This is a genomic window from Microbacterium oxydans (assembly GCF_006540085.1).
GTDB classification, from domain to species: domain Bacteria; phylum Actinomycetota; class Actinomycetes; order Actinomycetales; family Microbacteriaceae; genus Microbacterium; species Microbacterium oxydans.
On record NZ_BJOG01000001.1, the window covers coordinates 757,361 to 774,744 of the forward strand.

Annotated in this window: 18 protein-coding genes and 1 riboswitch; of the genes, 7 read left to right on the top strand and 11 right to left on the bottom strand. The window is 69.2% G+C overall.

The window, feature by feature from the left end; all coding sequences use genetic code 11:
• The first annotated feature begins 103 nt into the window (after positions 1 to 103).
• Both MOX01_RS03555 and MOX01_RS03560 read left to right on the top strand, forming a co-directional pair.
• A complete protein-coding gene (locus tag MOX01_RS03555) occupies positions 104 to 1,831 on the top strand; it encodes an ABC transporter ATP-binding protein (protein WP_058631687.1) in 1,728 nt (575 codons plus the stop codon).
• The gene (locus MOX01_RS03560; protein ID WP_141368396.1) at positions 1,828 to 4,089 is read left to right on the top strand and encodes an ABC transporter ATP-binding protein; all 2,262 of its coding nucleotides are present in this window, start codon (positions 1,828 to 1,830) and stop codon (positions 4,087 to 4,089) included. The genes MOX01_RS03555 and MOX01_RS03560 overlap by 4 nt, the downstream gene beginning before the upstream one ends.
• 79 nt (positions 4,090 to 4,168) lie before the next feature.
• Here the strand turns inward: MOX01_RS03560 and MOX01_RS03565 are convergent, their stop codons facing one another.
• Complete coding sequence (locus tag MOX01_RS03565; protein WP_141368398.1) at positions 4,169 to 5,827, bottom strand: D-alanyl-D-alanine carboxypeptidase family protein; 1,659 nt, start codon at positions 5,825 to 5,827, stop codon at positions 4,169 to 4,171.
• Between the two features lie 81 nt (positions 5,828 to 5,908).
• A riboswitch (TPP riboswitch) is annotated at positions 5,909 to 6,018 on the top strand.
• On the opposite strand from MOX01_RS03565, the gene MOX01_RS03570 reads away from it, so the two are divergent.
• The 3 genes from MOX01_RS03570 to MOX01_RS03580 all read left to right on the top strand — a co-directional run bounded on the left by MOX01_RS03570 (position 6,011) and on the right by MOX01_RS03580 (position 8,897).
• Entirely contained in the window at positions 6,011 to 6,667 is a 657-nt protein-coding gene (locus MOX01_RS03570; protein WP_046747499.1) for an ECF transporter S component, read from the top strand. It overlaps the preceding riboswitch by 8 nt.
• 2 nt (positions 6,668 to 6,669) lie before the next feature.
• Positions 6,670 to 8,121 (top strand): ABC transporter ATP-binding protein, encoded by a 1,452-nt coding sequence (locus tag MOX01_RS03575; protein WP_371861834.1) that lies wholly within the window; start codon positions 6,670 to 6,672, stop codon positions 8,119 to 8,121.
• The gene (locus MOX01_RS03580) at positions 8,118 to 8,897 is read left to right on the top strand and encodes an energy-coupling factor transporter transmembrane component T family protein (protein ID WP_141368401.1); all 780 of its coding nucleotides are present in this window, start codon (positions 8,118 to 8,120) and stop codon (positions 8,895 to 8,897) included. Before MOX01_RS03575 ends, MOX01_RS03580 begins: the two co-directional genes overlap by 4 nt.
• Here MOX01_RS03580 and MOX01_RS03585 read toward each other — a convergent pair.
• From MOX01_RS03585 to MOX01_RS19070, 6 genes are all read right to left on the bottom strand, one after another.
• Positions 8,894 to 9,238, bottom strand: coding sequence for a CHY zinc finger protein (locus tag MOX01_RS03585; protein WP_230977790.1), 345 nt, complete (start codon positions 9,236 to 9,238; stop codon positions 8,894 to 8,896). The two genes, MOX01_RS03580 and MOX01_RS03585, sit on opposite strands and share 4 nt — an antisense overlap.
• A complete protein-coding gene (locus tag MOX01_RS03590) occupies positions 9,235 to 9,960 on the bottom strand; it encodes an aminoglycoside 3'-phosphotransferase (protein WP_058631683.1) in 726 nt (241 codons plus the stop codon). The genes MOX01_RS03585 and MOX01_RS03590 overlap by 4 nt, the downstream gene beginning before the upstream one ends.
• 33 nt (positions 9,961 to 9,993) lie before the next feature.
• Positions 9,994 to 10,947: a cytochrome c oxidase assembly protein gene (locus MOX01_RS03595; RefSeq protein WP_230977791.1), complete on the bottom strand. Its 954-nt coding sequence runs from the start codon at positions 10,945 to 10,947 to the stop codon at positions 9,994 to 9,996.
• Positions 10,944 to 11,477, bottom strand: a complete 534-nt coding sequence (locus tag MOX01_RS03600) for a signal peptidase II (protein ID WP_141368403.1) — start codon at positions 11,475 to 11,477, stop codon at positions 10,944 to 10,946. The genes MOX01_RS03595 and MOX01_RS03600 overlap by 4 nt, the downstream gene beginning before the upstream one ends.
• On the bottom strand, positions 11,467 to 11,865 hold the full coding sequence (locus tag MOX01_RS03605) for a hypothetical protein (RefSeq protein ID WP_141368405.1): 399 nt from the start codon (positions 11,863 to 11,865) through the stop codon (positions 11,467 to 11,469). The genes MOX01_RS03600 and MOX01_RS03605 overlap by 11 nt, the downstream gene beginning before the upstream one ends.
• Before the next feature lie 245 nt (positions 11,866 to 12,110).
• Complete coding sequence (locus MOX01_RS19070; protein ID WP_170224110.1) at positions 12,111 to 12,575, bottom strand: hypothetical protein; 465 nt, start codon at positions 12,573 to 12,575, stop codon at positions 12,111 to 12,113.
• Positions 12,576 to 12,819: 244 nt separating this feature from the next.
• Between MOX01_RS19070 and MOX01_RS03615 the strand changes: the two genes are divergently transcribed.
• Positions 12,820 to 13,578, top strand: coding sequence for an SDR family NAD(P)-dependent oxidoreductase (locus MOX01_RS03615; RefSeq protein ID WP_046747505.1), 759 nt, complete (start codon positions 12,820 to 12,822; stop codon positions 13,576 to 13,578).
• 47 nt (positions 13,579 to 13,625) lie between these two features.
• Positions 13,626 to 14,456 (top strand): SDR family oxidoreductase, encoded by an 831-nt coding sequence (locus MOX01_RS03620; RefSeq protein ID WP_141368407.1) that lies wholly within the window; start codon positions 13,626 to 13,628, stop codon positions 14,454 to 14,456.
• 183 nt (positions 14,457 to 14,639) lie between these two features.
• On the opposite strand, the gene MOX01_RS03625 is transcribed toward MOX01_RS03620, so the two are convergent.
• The 4 genes from MOX01_RS03625 to MOX01_RS03640 form a co-directional block, all read right to left on the bottom strand.
• Positions 14,640 to 15,389, bottom strand: a complete 750-nt coding sequence (locus MOX01_RS03625) for a sulfite exporter TauE/SafE family protein (RefSeq protein WP_141368409.1) — start codon at positions 15,387 to 15,389, stop codon at positions 14,640 to 14,642.
• Positions 15,386 to 15,973: an ankyrin repeat domain-containing protein gene (locus MOX01_RS03630; protein WP_230977793.1), complete on the bottom strand. Its 588-nt coding sequence runs from the start codon at positions 15,971 to 15,973 to the stop codon at positions 15,386 to 15,388. Before MOX01_RS03630 ends, MOX01_RS03625 begins: the two co-directional genes overlap by 4 nt.
• Before the next feature lie 174 nt (positions 15,974 to 16,147).
• A complete protein-coding gene (locus MOX01_RS03635; RefSeq protein WP_141368413.1) occupies positions 16,148 to 16,786 on the bottom strand; it encodes a bifunctional 4-hydroxy-2-oxoglutarate aldolase/2-dehydro-3-deoxy-phosphogluconate aldolase in 639 nt (212 codons plus the stop codon).
• A gap of 62 nt (positions 16,787 to 16,848) precedes the next feature.
• The gene (locus MOX01_RS03640) at positions 16,849 to 17,376 is read right to left on the bottom strand and encodes a ribosomal protein L7/L12 (protein WP_141368415.1); all 528 of its coding nucleotides are present in this window, start codon (positions 17,374 to 17,376) and stop codon (positions 16,849 to 16,851) included.
• Positions 17,377 to 17,384 lie beyond the last annotated feature (8 nt).

Sequence of the window (17,384 nt, forward strand, 5' to 3'; positions counted from 1 at the left end):
TACGAATGTCCGCGGATCGTGGCACTCTGTCTTGTGGCCGATTGTCGGTCGGCATCCGTCTGCCGAGAAATCCGCCGTTTCATCCTTCCTAGAAAGTCCGCCTGTGCTGGGAAAAATCCTCCTCCGTTATCTCTCCCGATACCGATGGCTGTTGCTCGCCGTGCTGGTGTTCCAGCTCGCGAGCGTGGCAGCCACTCTCTACCTCCCGCGCCTGAACGCCGACATCATCGACAAGGGCGTCGCCCGGGGCGACACCGGGTACATCTGGAGCACCGGTCTGTTCATGCTCGCGGTCTCGCTGGGGCAGATCATCGCCTCGGTCACCGCGACCTACTTCGCCGCGCGTGCAGCGATGGGTGCCGGGCGCGACATCCGCGCCGACGTCTTCGGCAAGGTCAGCGGCTTCTCCGAGCGTGAGGTGTCGCAGTTCGGTGCCGGTTCGCTCATCACCCGCAACACGAACGATGTGCAGCAGGTGCAGATGCTGGCCATGATGGGCGCGACCATGCTCGTCACGGCGCCGCTGCTCGCGATCGGCGGCATCTTCTTCGCGGTCCAGACCAACGTCGGACTCAGCTGGCTGATCGCCGTCTCGGTGCCGCTGCTGCTCATCCTGGCTGCCCTCGTCATCGGCCGCATGGTGCCGCTGTTCCGCAGTTACCAGGGCAAGCTCGACAACGTCAACCGCATCATGCGCGAGCAGCTCACGGGCGTCCGCGTGGTGCGTGCCTTCGTGCGCGAGCGCATCGAGGAGGAGCGCTTCCGCGGGGCGAACACCGACATCATGGTCGTGGGCCGCAAGGTCGGCTCGCTCTTCGTGCTGCTGTTCCCGCTGTTCATGCTCATCCTCAACGTCACGGTCGTCTCGGTCATCTGGTTCGGCGGTATCGAGGTGAACAACGGCACGGTGCAGGTCGGCACGCTGTTCGCCTTCATGCAGTACATCGGTCAGATCATGGGCGGCGTCATCATGGCGAGCTTCATGGCGATGATGATCCCGCGCGCCGCAGTCTCGGCCGAGCGCATCGGCGAGGTGCTCGACTCCGAGTCCACCCTCGTGCGTCCGGAGAACGGCGTCACCGAGTTCCCGGTCCCCGGATCCGTGGCGCTCGACGATGTCGAGTTCACCTACCCCGGGGCGGACTCGCCGGTGCTCACGGGCATCAGCTTCGCCGCCCAGCCGGGCGAGACCGTCGCGATCGTCGGCTCCACCGGTTCGGGCAAGACGACGCTGATCTCCCTCATCCCTCGGCTCTTCGACGTCTCGGGCGGATCCGTGCACGTCGGAGGCACCGACGTGCGCGAGGCCGACGTCGAGTCGCTCTGGGACAGCATCGGCCTGGTGCCGCAGCGTCCGTTCCTCTTCACCGGCACCGTCGCGTCGAACCTGCGCTACGGCCGTGAGGAGGCCACCGACGAAGAGCTGTGGCACGCGCTCGACATCGCACAGGGTCGTGACTTCGTGGAGGAGATGCCGGACGGTCTCGATTCCCGCATCGCCCAGGGCGGCACGAACGTCTCCGGCGGTCAGCGTCAGCGGCTCGCGATCGCCCGCGCGATCGTGCACCAGCCGAAGATCCTCGTCTTCGACGACTCGTTCTCCGCTCTCGACCTGACAACAGACGCGCGGCTCCGCCAAGCGCTGTGGCGGGAACTCCCGCACGTCACGAAGATCGTGGTCGCCCAGCGCATCTCCACCATCACGGATGCCGACCGCATCGTCGTGCTCGACGGCGGCACCATGGTGGGCGTCGGCACGCATGAGGAGCTGCTCGAGACGAGCGATACCTACCGAGAGATCGTCGAATCGCAGCTGGGGGTGGACGCATGAGCGCGCAGAACGACGACCAGCGCAAGGCCAAGCGGGGCCGCGGCAAGGCAGCTTCGTCCGTCGCCGAGGTCGAGCTGACCGCCGAGGAGAAGTACGAGGCCGAGCTCGCCGAGCAGGCGCGTCAGAACTCCGGCGACTGGGACAGCGTCGCACCGGGCAAGGCCGACAACTTCGGCCCCAGCTTCGCGCGCATGATCGGGCTGCTGAAGCCCTCGGCCATCTGGTTCGTCTTCGTGTCGATCCTCGGCGCGATCGGCGTGGTCCTGACGGTCGCAGCGCCCAAGGTGCTCGCCGAGGCGACCAACCTCGTCTACAAGGGCTTCATCTCCATCCAGCTCGGTCAGCCCACCGACGGCTTCCCCGGCTTCCCCGCCGGCACGTCGCAGGACGTGGTGGTCGACGCGCTGCGGGCAGGCGGACAGGACGACTTCGCGAACCAGGTCGGCGCGCTGGGAGACTTCACGGTCGGCCAGGGCATCGACTTCGACGCGCTGCGGCTCGTCATCGCCGCCGTGCTCGGCATCTACGTGGCCGCCGCCTTCCTCACCTGGATCCAGGGTTACGTCATCAACGTGATCATGGTGCGCACCATGTGGCGACTGCGCGAATCGGTCGAGGCGAAGATCAACCGCCTGCCCCTGGCGTACTTCGACAAGGTGCAGCGCGGCGAGCTGATCTCGCGCGTCACGAACGACATCGACAACATCACGCAGACGATGCAGCAGTCGCTCTCGGGCGCACTCACCTCGGTGCTCACCGTGATCGGCGTGCTCGTGATGATGTTCTCGATCTCATGGCAGCTCGCCCTCGTGGCCCTCATCACGCTGCCTCTCATGGGCGTGATCTTCGGCATCATCGGACCGCGGTCGCAGAAGGCCTTCGGCACGCAGTGGCGCAAGGTCGGCCGGCTCAACGCCCGTGTCGAGGAGGCGTTCTCTGGCCACGCGCTGGTGAAGGTTTTCGGTCGCGAGAAGGACGCACTGGACAAGTTCCAGGACGAGAACGAAGAGCTGTTCCAGGCGAGCTTCAAGGCGCAGTTCCTCTCCGGCATCATCATGCCGGCGATGATGTTCGTCGGGAACCTCAGCTACGTGGGCATCGCGGTGCTCGGTGGTCTGATGGTCGCCAACGGTCAGCTCCGCCTCGGCGACGTGCAGGCGTTCATCCAGTACTCGCAGCAGTTCACGCAGCCGCTGTCCGAGCTGGGCGGAATGGCCGCTGTCGTGCAGTCCGGCACCGCCTCCGCCGAGCGTGTGTTCGAACTGCTGGACGCCGAGGAGCAGGAGGCCGACGACGCCGATGCTCCCGAGCTCGTGGAGGGCAAGGGCGTCATCGAGTTCGAGAACGTCGCGTTCTCGTACACGCCGGATCGTCCGCTCATCCGTGATCTGTCGTTCCGGGTGGAGCCGGGTCAGACCGTCGCGATCGTCGGTCCGACCGGTGCGGGCAAGACGACGCTGGTCAACCTGATCATGCGCTTCTACGAGCTCAGCGGTGGACGGATCATGCTCGACGGGCAGGACATCGCCGAGGTGACCCGCGACGAGCTGCGTTCGCGCACCGGCATGGTGCTCCAGGACCCGTGGCTGTTCGCCGGCAGCATCCGCGAGAACATCCGCTACGGTCGCTCGACCGCGACCGATGAAGAGGTCCTCGCCGCAGCCAGGGCCACCTACGTCGACCGCTTCGTGCACGCCCTCCCCGAGGGATACGACACGGTGCTCGACGAGGATGCAGCGAACGTGTCGGCCGGTGAGCGTCAGCTCATCACCATCGCGCGGGCGTTCGTCGCACAGCCGTCGATCCTCATCCTCGATGAGGCCACGTCGGCGGTCGACACCCGCACCGAACTGCTGCTGCAGCACGCGATGGCCGCGCTCCGAGAGGGGCGCACGTCGTTCGTGATCGCGCACCGACTGTCGACCATCCGCGATGCCGACCTCATCCTGGTGATGGAGCACGGCGACATCGTGGAGAAGGGTACGCACGACGAGCTCATCGCCGCGCAGGGCGCCTATTGGCGTCTGTACCAGTCGCAGTTCGAGCAGGCCGCGACCGACATCGACGCCGAAGACGCTCTCACGGGAACGACGCCGGTCGTCGTCACCGGCGAAGCGGGCGACACCGATGCTGCGGGCGCGGAGGCTGCAGCCGCTGTGGCCGGCGCGTCCGTCGGCGCACAGGTGCCGGCAGCCGAGACGGCCGCGGCGCAGGCCCTGCTGGAAGACGGCGCTGACGGCTCCGATCACCGCTCCTGACCTACGGCATCAACGCACGACGCCCCACCGCCGCTCACGCGGGGTGGGGCGTCGTCGTAGGCGATCGCCGGGGAGTGCGTCAGGGCTGGTCGGCTCTGATCCCGAGCAGCTCGAGCGGGTGGGTCAGACGCCACCAGGGACTCGGCCCCTCGACATCCGCGGCCAGCACCAGCGGAGTCGTCGTGGTGTTGACCGGTCCTGCCGTGGTCAGCGTGCCCACCGTGTCACCCTGTTCGCGTTCTTCGCCGAGGTCGAAGGCGGTCGCGGCGGTCGCGGTCGCGCTGTTCCAGAGCACCACATCGGCGTCGGATTCGGTGATGACGTCGACCTGCTCGCCCCACGGAGTCGTGACGCTGCCGACCACGGTGTCCTTCGCGACGGCCGGCGCCTGCGCCTCCAGTGCGGATTCCGCCTCGGCGAACAGGGAACGCGTGAGAGCGAGTCGCTCGTCGTCTCCGGCTTGATTCAGCGCCGCGGCGAACAGGTGCACCGTGGTGTCACCGATCACGAGGTCCTTCGCGGTGAGAAGGTTCCAGCCGACCAGGGTGCCGGTCTTGATGCCGACGACACCGGGATCGTCGAGCATGCCGTTCGTGTTCACGACGGTGCCCGCACCCGGGAGGTCGACGGACTTGGTGCCGACGATCTCGGCGAAGACCGGGTTCTGCATCGCACGCTCGCCGAGCGCCACCAGGGCCTCGGGCGTGGCCACGTTGCGCTCGTCGAAGCCGGAGGGGGTCACCACGGTGATTCCGGTCAGGCCACGTTCGCGCAACCACACCTCTGCAGCCCTCGCGAACTCGCGCTCGGAGCCCCAGATCTCGGTCGCGAGCCGATCGATGTAGTTGTTCGCGGAACCCATGAGCGTCCCCTGCAACAGCTGGTACTCCGTGAGGACTCCGCCGATGGGCACGTCGAGGGCGGACTGGTCACTGCGCCGGTAGTCCCAGTACTTCACGCTGTCGGCGCGGGTGAACGAGAACTCGGGTCCTTGCTCCCCGACAGCGAGCGGCATGCGGTCGAGCACCATCAGACTGCTGACGACCTTGGTGATGCTCGCGATGCTCACGGCGTCGGGCACCGAAGCCGCCGTCGTCATGCCCGCGATGCCGACGGCACCCGCACCCTCGGTCGGCCAGGTCACGGCGGCGGCAGCGGCGGGAGTCGTCGCGAACTCGACCGACTGCACCGTCGGCGGCACCTCATGGAGGGGCCAGAGCAGTGTGGTGCCGGCGTAGACGGCGACGAGACCGGCGAGCGTGGCCAGCGGGACCAGGACACCCGGGCGGGCGATGGCGGGGCGAAGACGCGCACCGCGCAGCAGACCGCTCGATCGCTCGGCCTCCGAGGTGTCGTCGAGAGTGGCCGTGGCGGTGTGCTCGGCGACGGTCGCGGCGTCCACCCAGGTGAGAGCGGTGGCCGTCGTGGTGTCGTCGGCCCACCGGGGCGCGGCTGTCTCCGACGCGGTGAGTTCGCCGGAAGGATCCGGGACCGTGCGGTCGCGAGGGATGAACGGCGGCTTCGTCAGCGCGGGGTTGGCCGGTTCCGGGGCGCTCACGGCCTCCGGTGGAACGACGGGCTCCGGGTCTACGACCGTCCCCGGAGCATCCGCTCCAGGCGACGTCTGCTCGGCCGTCAGCACCGATCCGCCTGTCGCGGTGTCGGCGGTGTCGGCGGGGGCAGGGCCGTCGTCGCCGACGACGCCCGTCGCCTCGTCGGCGGGATCTGATGCGGTCACTCGTTTACGGTACCCAATCCCGCGCGTGTTCCGCGGCGCCGGGCCCTGTCGCCACGGGGGTGTCGCCGACGGTAGGATCGTCAGCACAACCACGGGAGTCCGGCGAGCCGGGCTGAGAGGGAGCGAATCGCGCTTCGACCGTCGAACCTGATCTGGGTCATGCCAGCGCAGGGAGGAGTTCAGATGAGTACGCCCACGTCCGCATCCACGCAGCAGGCATCCGCCGCCGCACAGGATCCGCACCGCACATCGATCTGGCGCTGGCGCGTCGTCGACATCGTCGTTGCCGCCGTCCTCGGCGTCGCGATCGGCCTCGTGTTCTGGGGATGGAACACGATCGGCTACGCCTGGTTCGGTGCGGCCGATGCTCTGACGCCGGGACTGGGCGGTATCGCCGTCGGCATCTGGCTGCTGGGCGGCGTCGTCGGCGGCCTCGTCATCCGCAAGCCCGGTGCGGCGCTGGTCGTCGAGCTCGTCGCAGCGATCGTGTCGATGCTGATCGGCAACGTGTGGGGCGTCTCGACCGTGCTGTCCGGCATCGTGCAGGGACTCGGCGCGGAGATCATCTTCGCCCTGTTCTTCTACCGGCGCTTCGGAATCGCGGTCGCCGCGCTCGCCGGTGTCGGTGCAGCGGTGGCTGCCTGGGTGTTCGAGCTGTTCTACGGCAGCTCGCCCAACATCCTGAAGTCCGTCGAGTTCAACACGATCTACCTGGTCAGCGTTGTCGTCTCCGGGGCGATCCTGGCGGGTGTCGTCGGTTGGCTGCTGGTGCGCGCGTTGGCGGTCACCGGTGCACTGAACCGCTTCGCCGTCGGGCGAGAGCACGTGCGCGAGGTCTGACCGTGACCATCGCCGCCCCGGCCCGCGTGCAGGCCGCGGGCTGGGGCTGGCGGTACGCCGGTCGGAAGCTCCCCGCCGTCGAGGACGTCTCGTTCACGATCGAACCGGGTGAGCGGGTGCTGCTGCTCGGCGCCTCCGGTGCCGGGAAGTCGACGCTGCTCGCGGGCCTGGCCGGGGTCCTCGGCGGCGACGACGAAGGGGTGCGAACCGGGTCGCTGCACATCGACGGTGCCGCCCCCGAATCCCGGCACGGTCAGGTGGGCCTCGTCCTGCAGGACCCCGATGCGGGGATCGTGCTGTCGAAGGTCGGTGACGACGTGGCGTTCGGGTGCGAGAACCTCGGTGTGCCCGCATCCGAGATCCCCGGTCGCGTCGCGGAGGCGCTGGATGCCGTCGGGCTCGATGTGCCGCTGCAACGCCCCACGAAGGCCCTCTCGGGCGGACAGAAGCAGCGACTGGTGCTCGCCGGTGTGCTCGCGATGCGCCCAGGGCTGCTGCTGCTCGACGAGCCGACGGCGAACCTCGACCCCGAGGGTGTGCGCGAGGTGCGGGCGAGCGTCGAACATGCCGTCGCCTCCACCGGTGCGACGCTGATCGTCGTCGAGCACCGCACACCGATCTGGGTCGATCTGATGACGCGCGTGATAGTGCTCGCGGCCGACGGCGGACTGCTCGCCGACGGGGAACCGGCCCAGGTGTTCGCGGCATACGGCGACGTGCTGGCGGACGCCGGGGTGTGGGTGCCCGACCGGGGGATCGACCTGCCCGTGCTGGAGCAGGTGTCGGCACCGGACGCGCTCACCGCGTCCGACCTGACGATCGGACGGGAGCATGGAGCGCCGGTGCAGCGCGGGCTCGACCTGCGCGTGCCGCGGGGGAACGCGACGGTGATCACCGGGCCGAACGGCGCCGGCAAGTCGACGCTCGCCCTCACGCTCGCCGGGCTCATCCCGGAGCAGGCGGGAGAGGTGCGGTCGGCACCGGAGCTGGCGGGGCGCAAGGGCACGAGCCCGATCCGCTGGACCTCGCGCGAGCTGCTCACCCGCATCGGGATGGTGTTCCAGGAGCCGGAGCACCAGTTCCTGGCCCAGACCCTTCGCGACGAGCTCGCGGTCGGACCGCGGGCACTCGGCTGGGATCAGGCGAAGACGGATGCGGTCGTTGACGGTCTTCTCGAACGCCTCGGCCTCGCCCCGCTCGCCCTCGCCAACCCGTTCACGCTCTCCGGAGGGCAGAAGCGGCGGCTGTCGGTCGCCACCGTGCTGGCCGGGGCGCCGGAGGTCATCGTGCTCGACGAGCCGACGTTCGGACAGGATCGCCGCGGGTGGATCTCGCTCGTCGCCCTGCTGCAGGAGGAGATCGCTGGTGGCCGGTCGATCATCGCGGTCACGCACGACGACGCGGTGATCCGACACCTGGGCGGTCATCGCATCGAGTTGGGGTCGTCGTCGTGACGGCGACCGAGACCGTGCGCCCGGTCTGGCTCGACGGCGTGAACCCGGTGACGAAGCTGCTGCTCGCCCTGCTGCTGTCCGTGCCGCTGTTCGCCTCCATCGACATCACGAGCGCGCTGGCAGCGATCGTCCTGCAGCTGCTCTGCCTGCCGTTGACGGGGCTGCGTCTGTCGACGGTGCTGAAGCGCCTGCTGCCGATCGTGATCTTCGCCCCGATCGCCGGTGTGAGCATGCTGCTGTATGCGGAACCGGCAGGGCGCATCTACTGGACGTTCGGCTTCGCGACGATCAGCGACGACTCCATCACGCTCGCGATCGCGGTGAGTCTGCGAGTGATCGCGCTCGGACTCCCCACGATCCTGCTGTTCGGCGGCACCGACCCGACCGAGCTCGCCGACGCGTTGGCGCAGGTGGCCAAGCTCCCGAGCCGCTTCGTGCTCGGCATCCTCGCGGGAACGCGCATGCTGGGGCTCTTCCTCGATGACTGGCGCACCATGAGCCTGGCCCGTCGCGCGCGCGGTGTGGGCGACCGGGGTGTGCTGCGACGGTTCTTCTCGATGGCGTTCGTGCTGCTCGTGTTCGCGGTTCGGCGCGGCTCGAAGCTGGCGCTCGCGATGGAGGCCAGGGGCTTCGGCTCCGGCATTCCGCGCACCTGGTCGCGTCCCTCCCGGTTGCACCCGCGTGATGCGGTGGCGGGGATCGGCGGAATCGCGATCATGGCACTTGCGCTCGCCGCCGCCGTGCTCGTCGGGACGTTCCGTTTCGTCTGGAGCTAGCTCCGGTCGAGCTGGAAGTAGTGCTCACGGTGCAGTGCGCACCGCTCGTTGAACAGCGCCGAACACCGTGGACATGCCGTCGCCGCGAAGTACTCGGCGATCGTGAGCTCATGCCCGCACGCACCGCAGAGGATCGCCCGTCTGTCGCGCTCATGGGCCGCCCATTGCTGCGCCGCATGCTTCACGGTCTCCTCGTGGCAGCGGTGGCACGGGTAGTACTCGCCGCAGCAGGCGAAGCGGATCGCGATGATGTCGGTCGGGCCCCGATAGTGCACGCACCGGGTCATGTCGTCGACGACCGGACCGAGCACACGCGGCCGATCGTCGGGCACGATACTCACGTCTCGTTCCAGAGTCGACGGTAGTACTCGAGGCGCTCGTGATCGGGGTCGACGCCGTAGGCCTCGATCAGTGTGTCCTCCCAGCCTTCGCCGAAGTTCCACATCGTGCTCATCGAGGCCACGGCGATGTCGGCCCAGCGGTCGGCGACACCGAGAGCGGCGAGATCCACGAAGGCGGCCGGCCGGCCTTCCGCGTCGAGAAGCGTGTTCGGCATGCAGGCATCGCCGTGGCACACCACCAACCGGTCGATCGACGGTTCCTGGAGCAGATCCTCGGGCACGACCGTGCCGCGATCGGCGGCGTTGGCGATCCGCCACTGCGTGCTCCACTCCCAGGGGCACTCGGCCACCGGCAGGGCATCGTGCAGCATCCGCAGGCCGACCCCGACCGCTCGCACCGCGGTCTCCGGCTGGTCGGCCCAGCGGGGGTCGACGGCGCTGCGGGCATCGATCGCGACCGTGACGAGCCACTCGTGTGTGTCGTCCTGGCCCTGCTCGATCACCTCCGGTACGGGGATCCACGTTCGTGCCCACCTCATGCGCTCGGCTTCGTCGCGCATGTTCGCCTCGTCGTCGAGTGGGCCCCACTTGATGTACCGCCCGTCGTCGGTGCGGAAGGTCAGCCCGCCGATCCCGTTGAGCCAGACCGGCTCGAGCGCGGCACCGCGCGCGAGCTCGCGAACCTTCATCGGCACGTCGAGGGAAGCGGAGGGAATGCTCATCCGTCCATCCTGCCCGACGGGCACCGCACCGGCTCAGCGGCGGTCGTCACGGAGGCCCTCCAGATAGGCGTTGTAGGCGTCGAGCTCAGTGGTGCCGTGCGCATCGGCATAGCGATCGGCCGCGGCGGCGCGTGCCGTGTCGTCGCGGAACCACCGGTGCATCACGTAGACGAGCATCAGCAGGGTCGGGGCTTCGCCGTACGACCATGCCAGCCCGCCGGCCAGCTGCTGGTCTTCGAGCGGATTCATCCCGAGCGCCAGAGTCGGTGCGACGAAGTGGTCGACGAGCATGGTGGTCGCCATCATCAGGAAGACGCCGAAGAACGCGTGCAGGGCCGCTTCGGCGAAGACGTCCAGGGCGCGACCGCCGTGCCCGAGCCGCACCGGGAGGGGATCGGAGCTCAGTACCGGGATGGTGAAGAGGATCCCGATAACGAGGAACCCGACCTCCAGAGCGAGGTGGCCTCCGGGTGCTGCGAGCACACGGTCGGCGAGACCGGCCAGGTACAGCCCGTAGAACGCGATCAGGTACATCGGCAGCGCGATCCACGGGCTCAGGATCCACCGGGCGATCCCGCTGCGGAGCCCTCCGTGCGCGATACGCAGCACGACGGCGCCCAGCCCGCGGTGCGGTGTCACCCGCAGGAGGAGCGTGCCCGGTGAGCCGAGGACCAGCAGCGGAGGGATCGCGATCATGAGCGTGAGCTGCTGGAACATGAACACCGACATCAGGGCATAGCCGTACACCTCGACCCCGAGGCCCGTGGTGGCGGCGAGCGCGATGCACCCCAGGAGGAATACGACGGTTCGCCAGACGGGCCACCGACGGTGCTGCCGCCACAACCGGAGCGCCCCGGCCAGATAGGCGACCGCCAGCACTACCGCGACCAGGGGTAGGAGGGGGAACGGCCCAGCGGCAGGACTGAAGACGACCGGTGTGAGGAAGTCTGCGAAGGTCGGCGGGGCATCGGGCATCCAGTCGTTCATCCGGCCGCGTCCTCCCGCGAGCCGTCCGTCCGGTCGATGGTCTGCGTCGTCCGCGCTGCCGCACGCTGGTCGAGCAAGAGCCCGACGACGAGGCCGACACCCCCGATCGCGAGCGCGACATCGGCGAGGTTCCCGATGAACCACCCGTAGGCGAGGAAGTCGGTGACGTGACCGCGACCGAATCCGGGGGGTGCGAGCAGACGGTCGAGCACATTCCCGATGGCACCTCCGAGTATGAAGCCCAACCCCCACGCCCGTCCCCTCGTGCGCGCGCGAGTCGCGGCGACGAACAGCGCGGCCACCGCAGCCACGCCCACCACGGTCAGCACCCACGTCGCCCCTGACCCGAGCGACAGGATCGCGCCGGGGTTGAAGGCGAGCTGCAGGCCCAGCGCATCACCCAGCAGGGGTATCCGCTCCGTCCGGCTGAGTCCTGCGATCGCGGCGGCCTTGCTCGCCTGGTCGATGAGCACGACGATGCCGGCGACGACGAAGGCGATCCCGTACCGGGGACTGTTCTCACGCGACATCGGAACCCTCTTCCCTCGCAGCGGCGTCCGCGCGGTCGCGCCGACGCCGCGCGCGCCCCGAGACGAGAATGCCGAGCGCTCCCGCAGCGAGGAGGAAACCGATCCCGAAGAGGAAGGCGACGCCGAGGAAGCCGAGATCGGTGCGCTCCACCGGCTGTTCGCCGTTCTGCTGTTCATGCGTGGTGCCGGTGGTGGGAGTGGGAGTGGGAGTGGAGGTCGGGGTGGGAGTCGGAGCGGTGGTCGCTGTGCGGCTTTGGACGTCGACGACACTGCGCTGCTCCCCGGCCGCTGCCGACTCCGCACCGATGAACACGATCAGGGCGCTGAGAGCGGCTGCAGCGATCGCCGTGCGGACCGGCCGAGAGGCCGTGCCGACCGGCCGGCTCACCGTCCTCGCCCGTCCGGAGCGAGCGGTTCGCCGTCGTTCGATGTGCGTTTCATGGGGTCTCCTTCGAAGGGGTGAGCGCGGGCGTGGCCTCGGATGTCGTCACGAGGGGGTCGCGGGATTCGGTGCGGGAGCGGGAGCGGGAGCGGGCGCGATCCGGATGCCGGGGCGTGGCCCCTCGTGGCAGGAAGCCGTGGAGCCGCGCGACACCGGCGGAAGGCGCCGTCCTGGTGACGGCGCTTCGACGATCAGGTACGGGAGAGACCCAGCTGGATCAGGGAGACCGCGGTCCCGCAGGGGTGCAGGGGAGAAGCCGGATCTGAGCGCAGCGCGCGCGGTGTCTCCCGGAGGGTCGAGAACTGTCCGGGGCGCCCGAGGACGCGAGAAAGCAGGAGCATCGCGGCGAGGCCGCACAGCACCCCGAGAATGCAGAGTGCGGCACCGACGAGGGTGCTCGTGACGGCGACCGGGAATGCGGCCTGGACCTGGGCCTCGTCCGTTTCGGCGTCGGCGCCGATCGCGGCGGTGTCGTCGAACGCGGCGGTGTCGTCGATAGCGGCGGTGTCGTCGATCGCGGCGGTGTCGTCGATAGCAGCGGTGTCGTCGAACGCATCGATGGCCGCGGCGGCGAGCGAGGGGGCCGCGCCGTTCTCCCCGGCATCGCCGTGTGCGGTCACCGCGAAGGCGAAGAGGAGCAGGAGCGCCAGGCTCACGGTGGTAATGAGGCGCATTATCACCGGCTGGTTGACAGTCGCCGTGGATCGGTGGATCCCGGGCGGGCGGCGCATTCTCCGGATCCTACTCCCACGACCTATCGCGTTCCTTCGAGCGGGAGACGGGAACTAGGCTCGGTCGCGACGCAGTTGCTCAGAGTCGTGGTGATACCAGGAACCACGTAGGCTGATACTGCGTTCCATCACGGCATGTCGCACGACGGCGTTCGAAGGAGAACATCAGATGCAGATCAGTGGACAGGGTGCACTCATCACCGGCGGAGCCTCCGGGCTGGGGCTCGCCACGGCGCGACGACTGGTCGCAGCGGGCGCGCACGTCACGATCATCGACCTCGCCTCATCGAAGGGCGCTGAGGTCGCGGACGAGCTCGGCGGTCTCTTCGTCGCGGCAGACGTCACGAACGCCGAGGAGGTGCAGGCGGCCGTCGCGGCCGCGCAGTCGGCGGCACCGCTGCGCGTCGTCGTGAACTGCGCCGGGATCGCCCCACCCGCCAAGGTGCTCGACCGTGAGGGCAACCCGGCCGTGCTCGCCGACTTCGAGCGCGTGATCCGGATCAACCTCGTCGGCACGTTCAACGTCATCTCCCAGGCCTCCGCCGTCATCGCGAAGAACGAGCTGCACGACGAGGAACGCGGTGTCATCGTGAACACCGCGAGCGTCGCCGCGTTCGACGGGCAGATCGGCCAGCCCGCGTACTCCGCGTCCAAGGGCGGCGTGCACGCGATGACCCTTCCGGTGGCGCGCGAGCTCGCCCGCTACGGCATCCGGGTCTGCACGATCGCCCCCGGCATCATGGAGACGCCGATGCTGATGGGCCTCCCGCAGGCGGCCCAGGACTCCCTGGGTCAGCAGGTGCCCTTCCCGTCCCGTCTCGGCCGCCCCGACGAGTACGCCGCCCTCGTGCAGCAGATCGTCGAGAACGGCTACCTCAACGGCGAGACCATCCGCCTCGACGGCGCCATCCGCATGGCGCCGCGCTGACCCCGCGGCTGTCCCTCCCCTTCGCGATCGAGAACCCAGGAGAACACATGTCCCTTGCAGGCAAGACCATCCTGATGTCGGGCGGCAGCCGCGGCATCGGCCTCGCGATCGCGCTGCGAGCCGCCGCCGACGGTGCGAACATCGCCATGCTCGCGAAGACCGACACCCCGCATCCGAAGCTCGAGGGCACGATCCACACCGCCGCCAAGCAGATCCGTGCGGCGGGCGGCCAGGCTCTCCCGATCGTCGGCGATGTGCGCGACGACGACGACATCACCGAAGCGGTCCTGAAGACGCAGGGTGAGTTCGGCGGCATCGACATCGTGATCAACAACGCCAGCGTCATCGATCTCTCCCGCTCGCTCGACCTGAGCGCCAAGAAGTACGACCTGATGCAGGACGTCAACGTGCGCGGGACGTTCATGCTCTCCCGCGCGGCGGTGCCGATCCTGAAGGATGCCGAGAACCCGCACATCCTCTCGCTGTCGCCGCCCCTCAATCCGTCACCGAAGTGGCTGGGCGCGCACACCGGCTACACCCTCGCGAAGTTCGGCATGACCATGGCGACGCTCGGCCTCGCCGCCGAGTTCGCCCGCGACGGGATCGCCGCCAACACGCTCTGGCCGCGCACCACGATCGCCACTGCCGCGGTGCAGAACCTGCTCGGCGGCGACAAGGTCATGGCCGCGAGCCGCACGCCCGACATCTACGCGGACGCCGCCTATGCCGTGCTGCTCAAGCCCGCCGCGTCGTACACGGGGCAGACCCTCATCGTGGAGGACGTGCTCGAAGCCGACGGCGTGACCGACTTCTCCCGCTATGCGGCGATCCCCGGCACCCCCGACACCGCCCTGTTCCCGGACATCTTCCTCGACTGAGCTCCCTGCTGCCCCAGCTGCCCGAAGTCGGAGGCCGAAGTCGGAGGCCGAAACAGAGACCATCCGACGTCAGGGCCGCGTGTCGGGCGACGCCACGCCGCACTGAACCTGGTTCGTCTCCGTTTTGGTTCGTCTCCGTTTTGGCGGGAGGGGGTGAGGGCGCGTGGTGTGGTGTGGGTGGGGTCAGAACAGCAGGTAGACCGCGCCGAGGATGGTGAGGGCGATCACGATGCGGTCGAACACGCGCTGATTCATGCGGCGGGCGACTCGCAGTCCGAGGAGCGCGCCGACGACGACGAGCGGGGCGAGCACGGCATCCATCAGCAGCACGGGCGTCTCGAACAGCCCGAGGCCCGCGAGGAAGGGGACCTTGATCACGTTGATGATGGCAAAGAACCAGGCGGACGTGCCGAGGAACACCTGCGCGGGGGTGCGGGTGGCCAGGAAGTACATCGACATGACCGGGCCTCCGGCGTTGGCGACCATGGTGGTGAAGCCGCCGAGGGTTCCGTAGGCGCCCGCGAGGATGATGCCGCTGGACGGGGGAGCCGCAGCGTCCGCTCTGCTCTGCCGCCACCGACGCCACAGGGTCACGGCGATCATCAGCAGCAGGATCACGCCGATCGCCCGACGGACCACCCCGTCGCCGGCGAGGGCGAGGAACGCGAAGCCGACCAGCAGCCCGGCGATCACCGCGGGAGCGAGCCGCAGCAGCGTCGGCCAGTGCGCGTGGCGACGGTAGGCGGTGAGGGCGAACAGGTCGCCGACCATCAGGAGCAGGAGGGTCGCCGCCGTCGAGGTGCGTGCCGGCAGCACGGCGGCGAACAGGGCGATGGCCAGGATGCTCCCGCCGGGCAGTGCCGTCTTCGAGATGCCGATCGTCACCGCGGCCACCGCGAGCGCGGCCCAGGCCCACGGGTCGAGGGCGATCACCGTTCGAGCTCGGCGACGATCGCGTCGTAGCCCCGTGCTGTGGCGAGATCGACCGGGAGCACGCCGTCCCCGTCGGGGATGCTCGTGTCTGCTCCGCCGTCGATGAGCGCGCGCACCACGTCGACGTAGGTGGAGGAACCGTCGCCGAGAACGATCGCCTCGTGCAGCGCCGTCCAGTTCAGGTCGTTGATGTGGTTCGGGTCGACACCGGCCTCCAGCAGGATGGCGATGGTCGAGAGGAGTCCGCGTTCGGCGGCGGGGATCAGTGCCGTGCCGCCGAAGCGGTTCGTGCTTGCGAGGTCGGCGCCGTTGTCGAGCGTCAGCAGGAGGATCTCGTCGTGTCCCCGCGCACCGGCGTACAGGTAGGCGGAGTCCTGGATGTCGTCCTTGGCGTTGACGTCCGCACCCGCGTCGATGAGAACGCGCGCCGCGTCGACGTGATCGGCCTTCGTCGCGGCGATCAGTGCGGTCATGCCCCCAGGCCCCCGTGCCTCGAGGTCCGCCCCGTCGTCGATCGCCTTCCGGACGGCGGAGGCGTCTCCGGACGCTGCGGCGGCGAGCAGATCGCGAGTGGCGTCGGTCATGGCGGGCTCCTGGGTCGATGAGCGCGGATCAGGTGCCGACGGAGGCATGGCCGACGTGCAGCCGGTCGCGGTCAAGAGCGCGACCGCGACGGCGCCGATCGACAGCATCCGTCGCGCACCCATGCATCCGGTATACCAAACGATGGGGAGTGTGCGGTGCTCGATCGCGTGGTGTCACTCGCGCGTGGCGGTGAGGGCCGCGGCGAATCGTGCGGCGCGCTGCTCGATGTCGGTCCAGTCGGCGTTCTTGATCGACGCGCCGTTCGCGAGGTCTCCGCCCGCACCGACCGCGACCGCTCCGGCGGCGAACCAGGCGGCGAGGTTGTCGGGGTTCACGCCACCGGTGGGCATCAGCGTGGCGTCGGGGAACGGTCCGCGGAGGGCGCCGAGGTACGACGGGCCACCGAGCGATGCGGGGAAGATCTTCACGACGTCGACGCCGAGCTCGAGTGCGCCCATGACCTCGGTCGGGGTCATGGCGCCGGTCATCACGACCCGGCCCGTGTCGAGCATGCTGCGCGTGAGGTGCGGCAGGGTGCCGGGGCTCACGAGGAACTCGGCTCCCGCGTCTGCAGCCTGCTCGGCCTGCGCGGCCGTGGTGACGGTGCCGGCCCCGACGTAGGCGGCGTCGCCGTGGCGGGTGATGAGCTCGCGGATGACGGCGGGCGCGTCGGGAGTGGAGAAGGTCACCTCGATGCCCGTGACCCCGCCGCGGATGATCGCCTCCGAGGCCTCGAGGGCCAGTTCAGGGGAGGGGGCGCGGAGGACGGCGAGGATGCCGGTCGTGCGGGCGCGGTCGAGACGGTCGGGCATGGGGCTCCTTCATCGGGCGGGCTCGTCCATTCTCCTGGGCGCAGCCTGTAATGACAACTCGATCAGGACGTGTGGGTGTGCGGCCAGGCGTCGATCACGTTCTTGGACTCCTTGAGTCCGAGCCCCGTGTGCTCGCGGAGGGTCTTGATCGCCGCGATGGCCGAGCCGCCCGCGACCTGCGCGTCGATCGTGGAGGCCACCGACGGCGGCAGCGAGGCGCGGACCGACGACGGGGTCGCGGTGATCGACGAATGCGGCGCGGTCGTGTGAGAGACGGCTGCGGGGTGCGGAGCCGTCGTGCTGACCGACCAGTGCTCGATACGGTCCTTCGCGTCTTTGAGCGAGACGCCGGAGTGATCGCGGTAGAGCTTGATGGCGTGGATCTTCTGACCCGCCACCACGAGGCGGTCGACCTCGGCGACGACCTCCGGGGTCAGCCCTGGAGCCGCAGCGGCGGAGGCGGAAGGGGCGGTGGAGAACCCCGGGGGATCCGGGAGTTTCGGGCGCATCCCTCGGACGGCCACGGCGAGGACGGCGACGACCACGATCAGGCCGACGACGATCGCGATGATCCACAGCACGGCATCCATGGCCTCAG

Bases quoted from the DNA above. Each gene is read 5' to 3' on its own strand.
- MOX01_RS03560 (WP_141368396.1), top strand. From the start codon at position 1,828: ATGAGCGCGCAGAACGACGACCAGCGCAAGGCCAAGCGGGGCCGCGGC.
- MOX01_RS03570 (WP_046747499.1), top strand. From the start codon at position 6,011: ATGAGTACGCCCACGTCCGCATCCACGCAGCAGGCATCCGCCGCCGCA.
- MOX01_RS03590 (WP_058631683.1), bottom strand. From the start codon at position 9,960: ATGAGCATTCCCTCCGCTTCCCTCGACGTGCCGATGAAGGTTCGCGAG.
- MOX01_RS03595 (WP_230977791.1), bottom strand. From the start codon at position 10,947: ATGAACGACTGGATGCCCGATGCCCCGCCGACCTTCGCAGACTTCCTC.
- MOX01_RS03600 (WP_141368403.1), bottom strand. From the start codon at position 11,477: ATGTCGCGTGAGAACAGTCCCCGGTACGGGATCGCCTTCGTCGTCGCC.
- MOX01_RS03615 (WP_046747505.1), top strand. From the start codon at position 12,820: ATGCAGATCAGTGGACAGGGTGCACTCATCACCGGCGGAGCCTCCGGG.
- MOX01_RS03620 (WP_141368407.1), top strand. From the start codon at position 13,626: ATGTCCCTTGCAGGCAAGACCATCCTGATGTCGGGCGGCAGCCGCGGC.
- MOX01_RS03630 (WP_230977793.1), bottom strand. From the start codon at position 15,973: ATGACCGACGCCACTCGCGATCTGCTCGCCGCCGCAGCGTCCGGAGAC.
- MOX01_RS03635 (WP_141368413.1), bottom strand. From the start codon at position 16,786: ATGCCCGACCGTCTCGACCGCGCCCGCACGACCGGCATCCTCGCCGTC.
- MOX01_RS03640 (WP_141368415.1), bottom strand. From the start codon at position 17,376: ATGGATGCCGTGCTGTGGATCATCGCGATCGTCGTCGGCCTGATCGTG.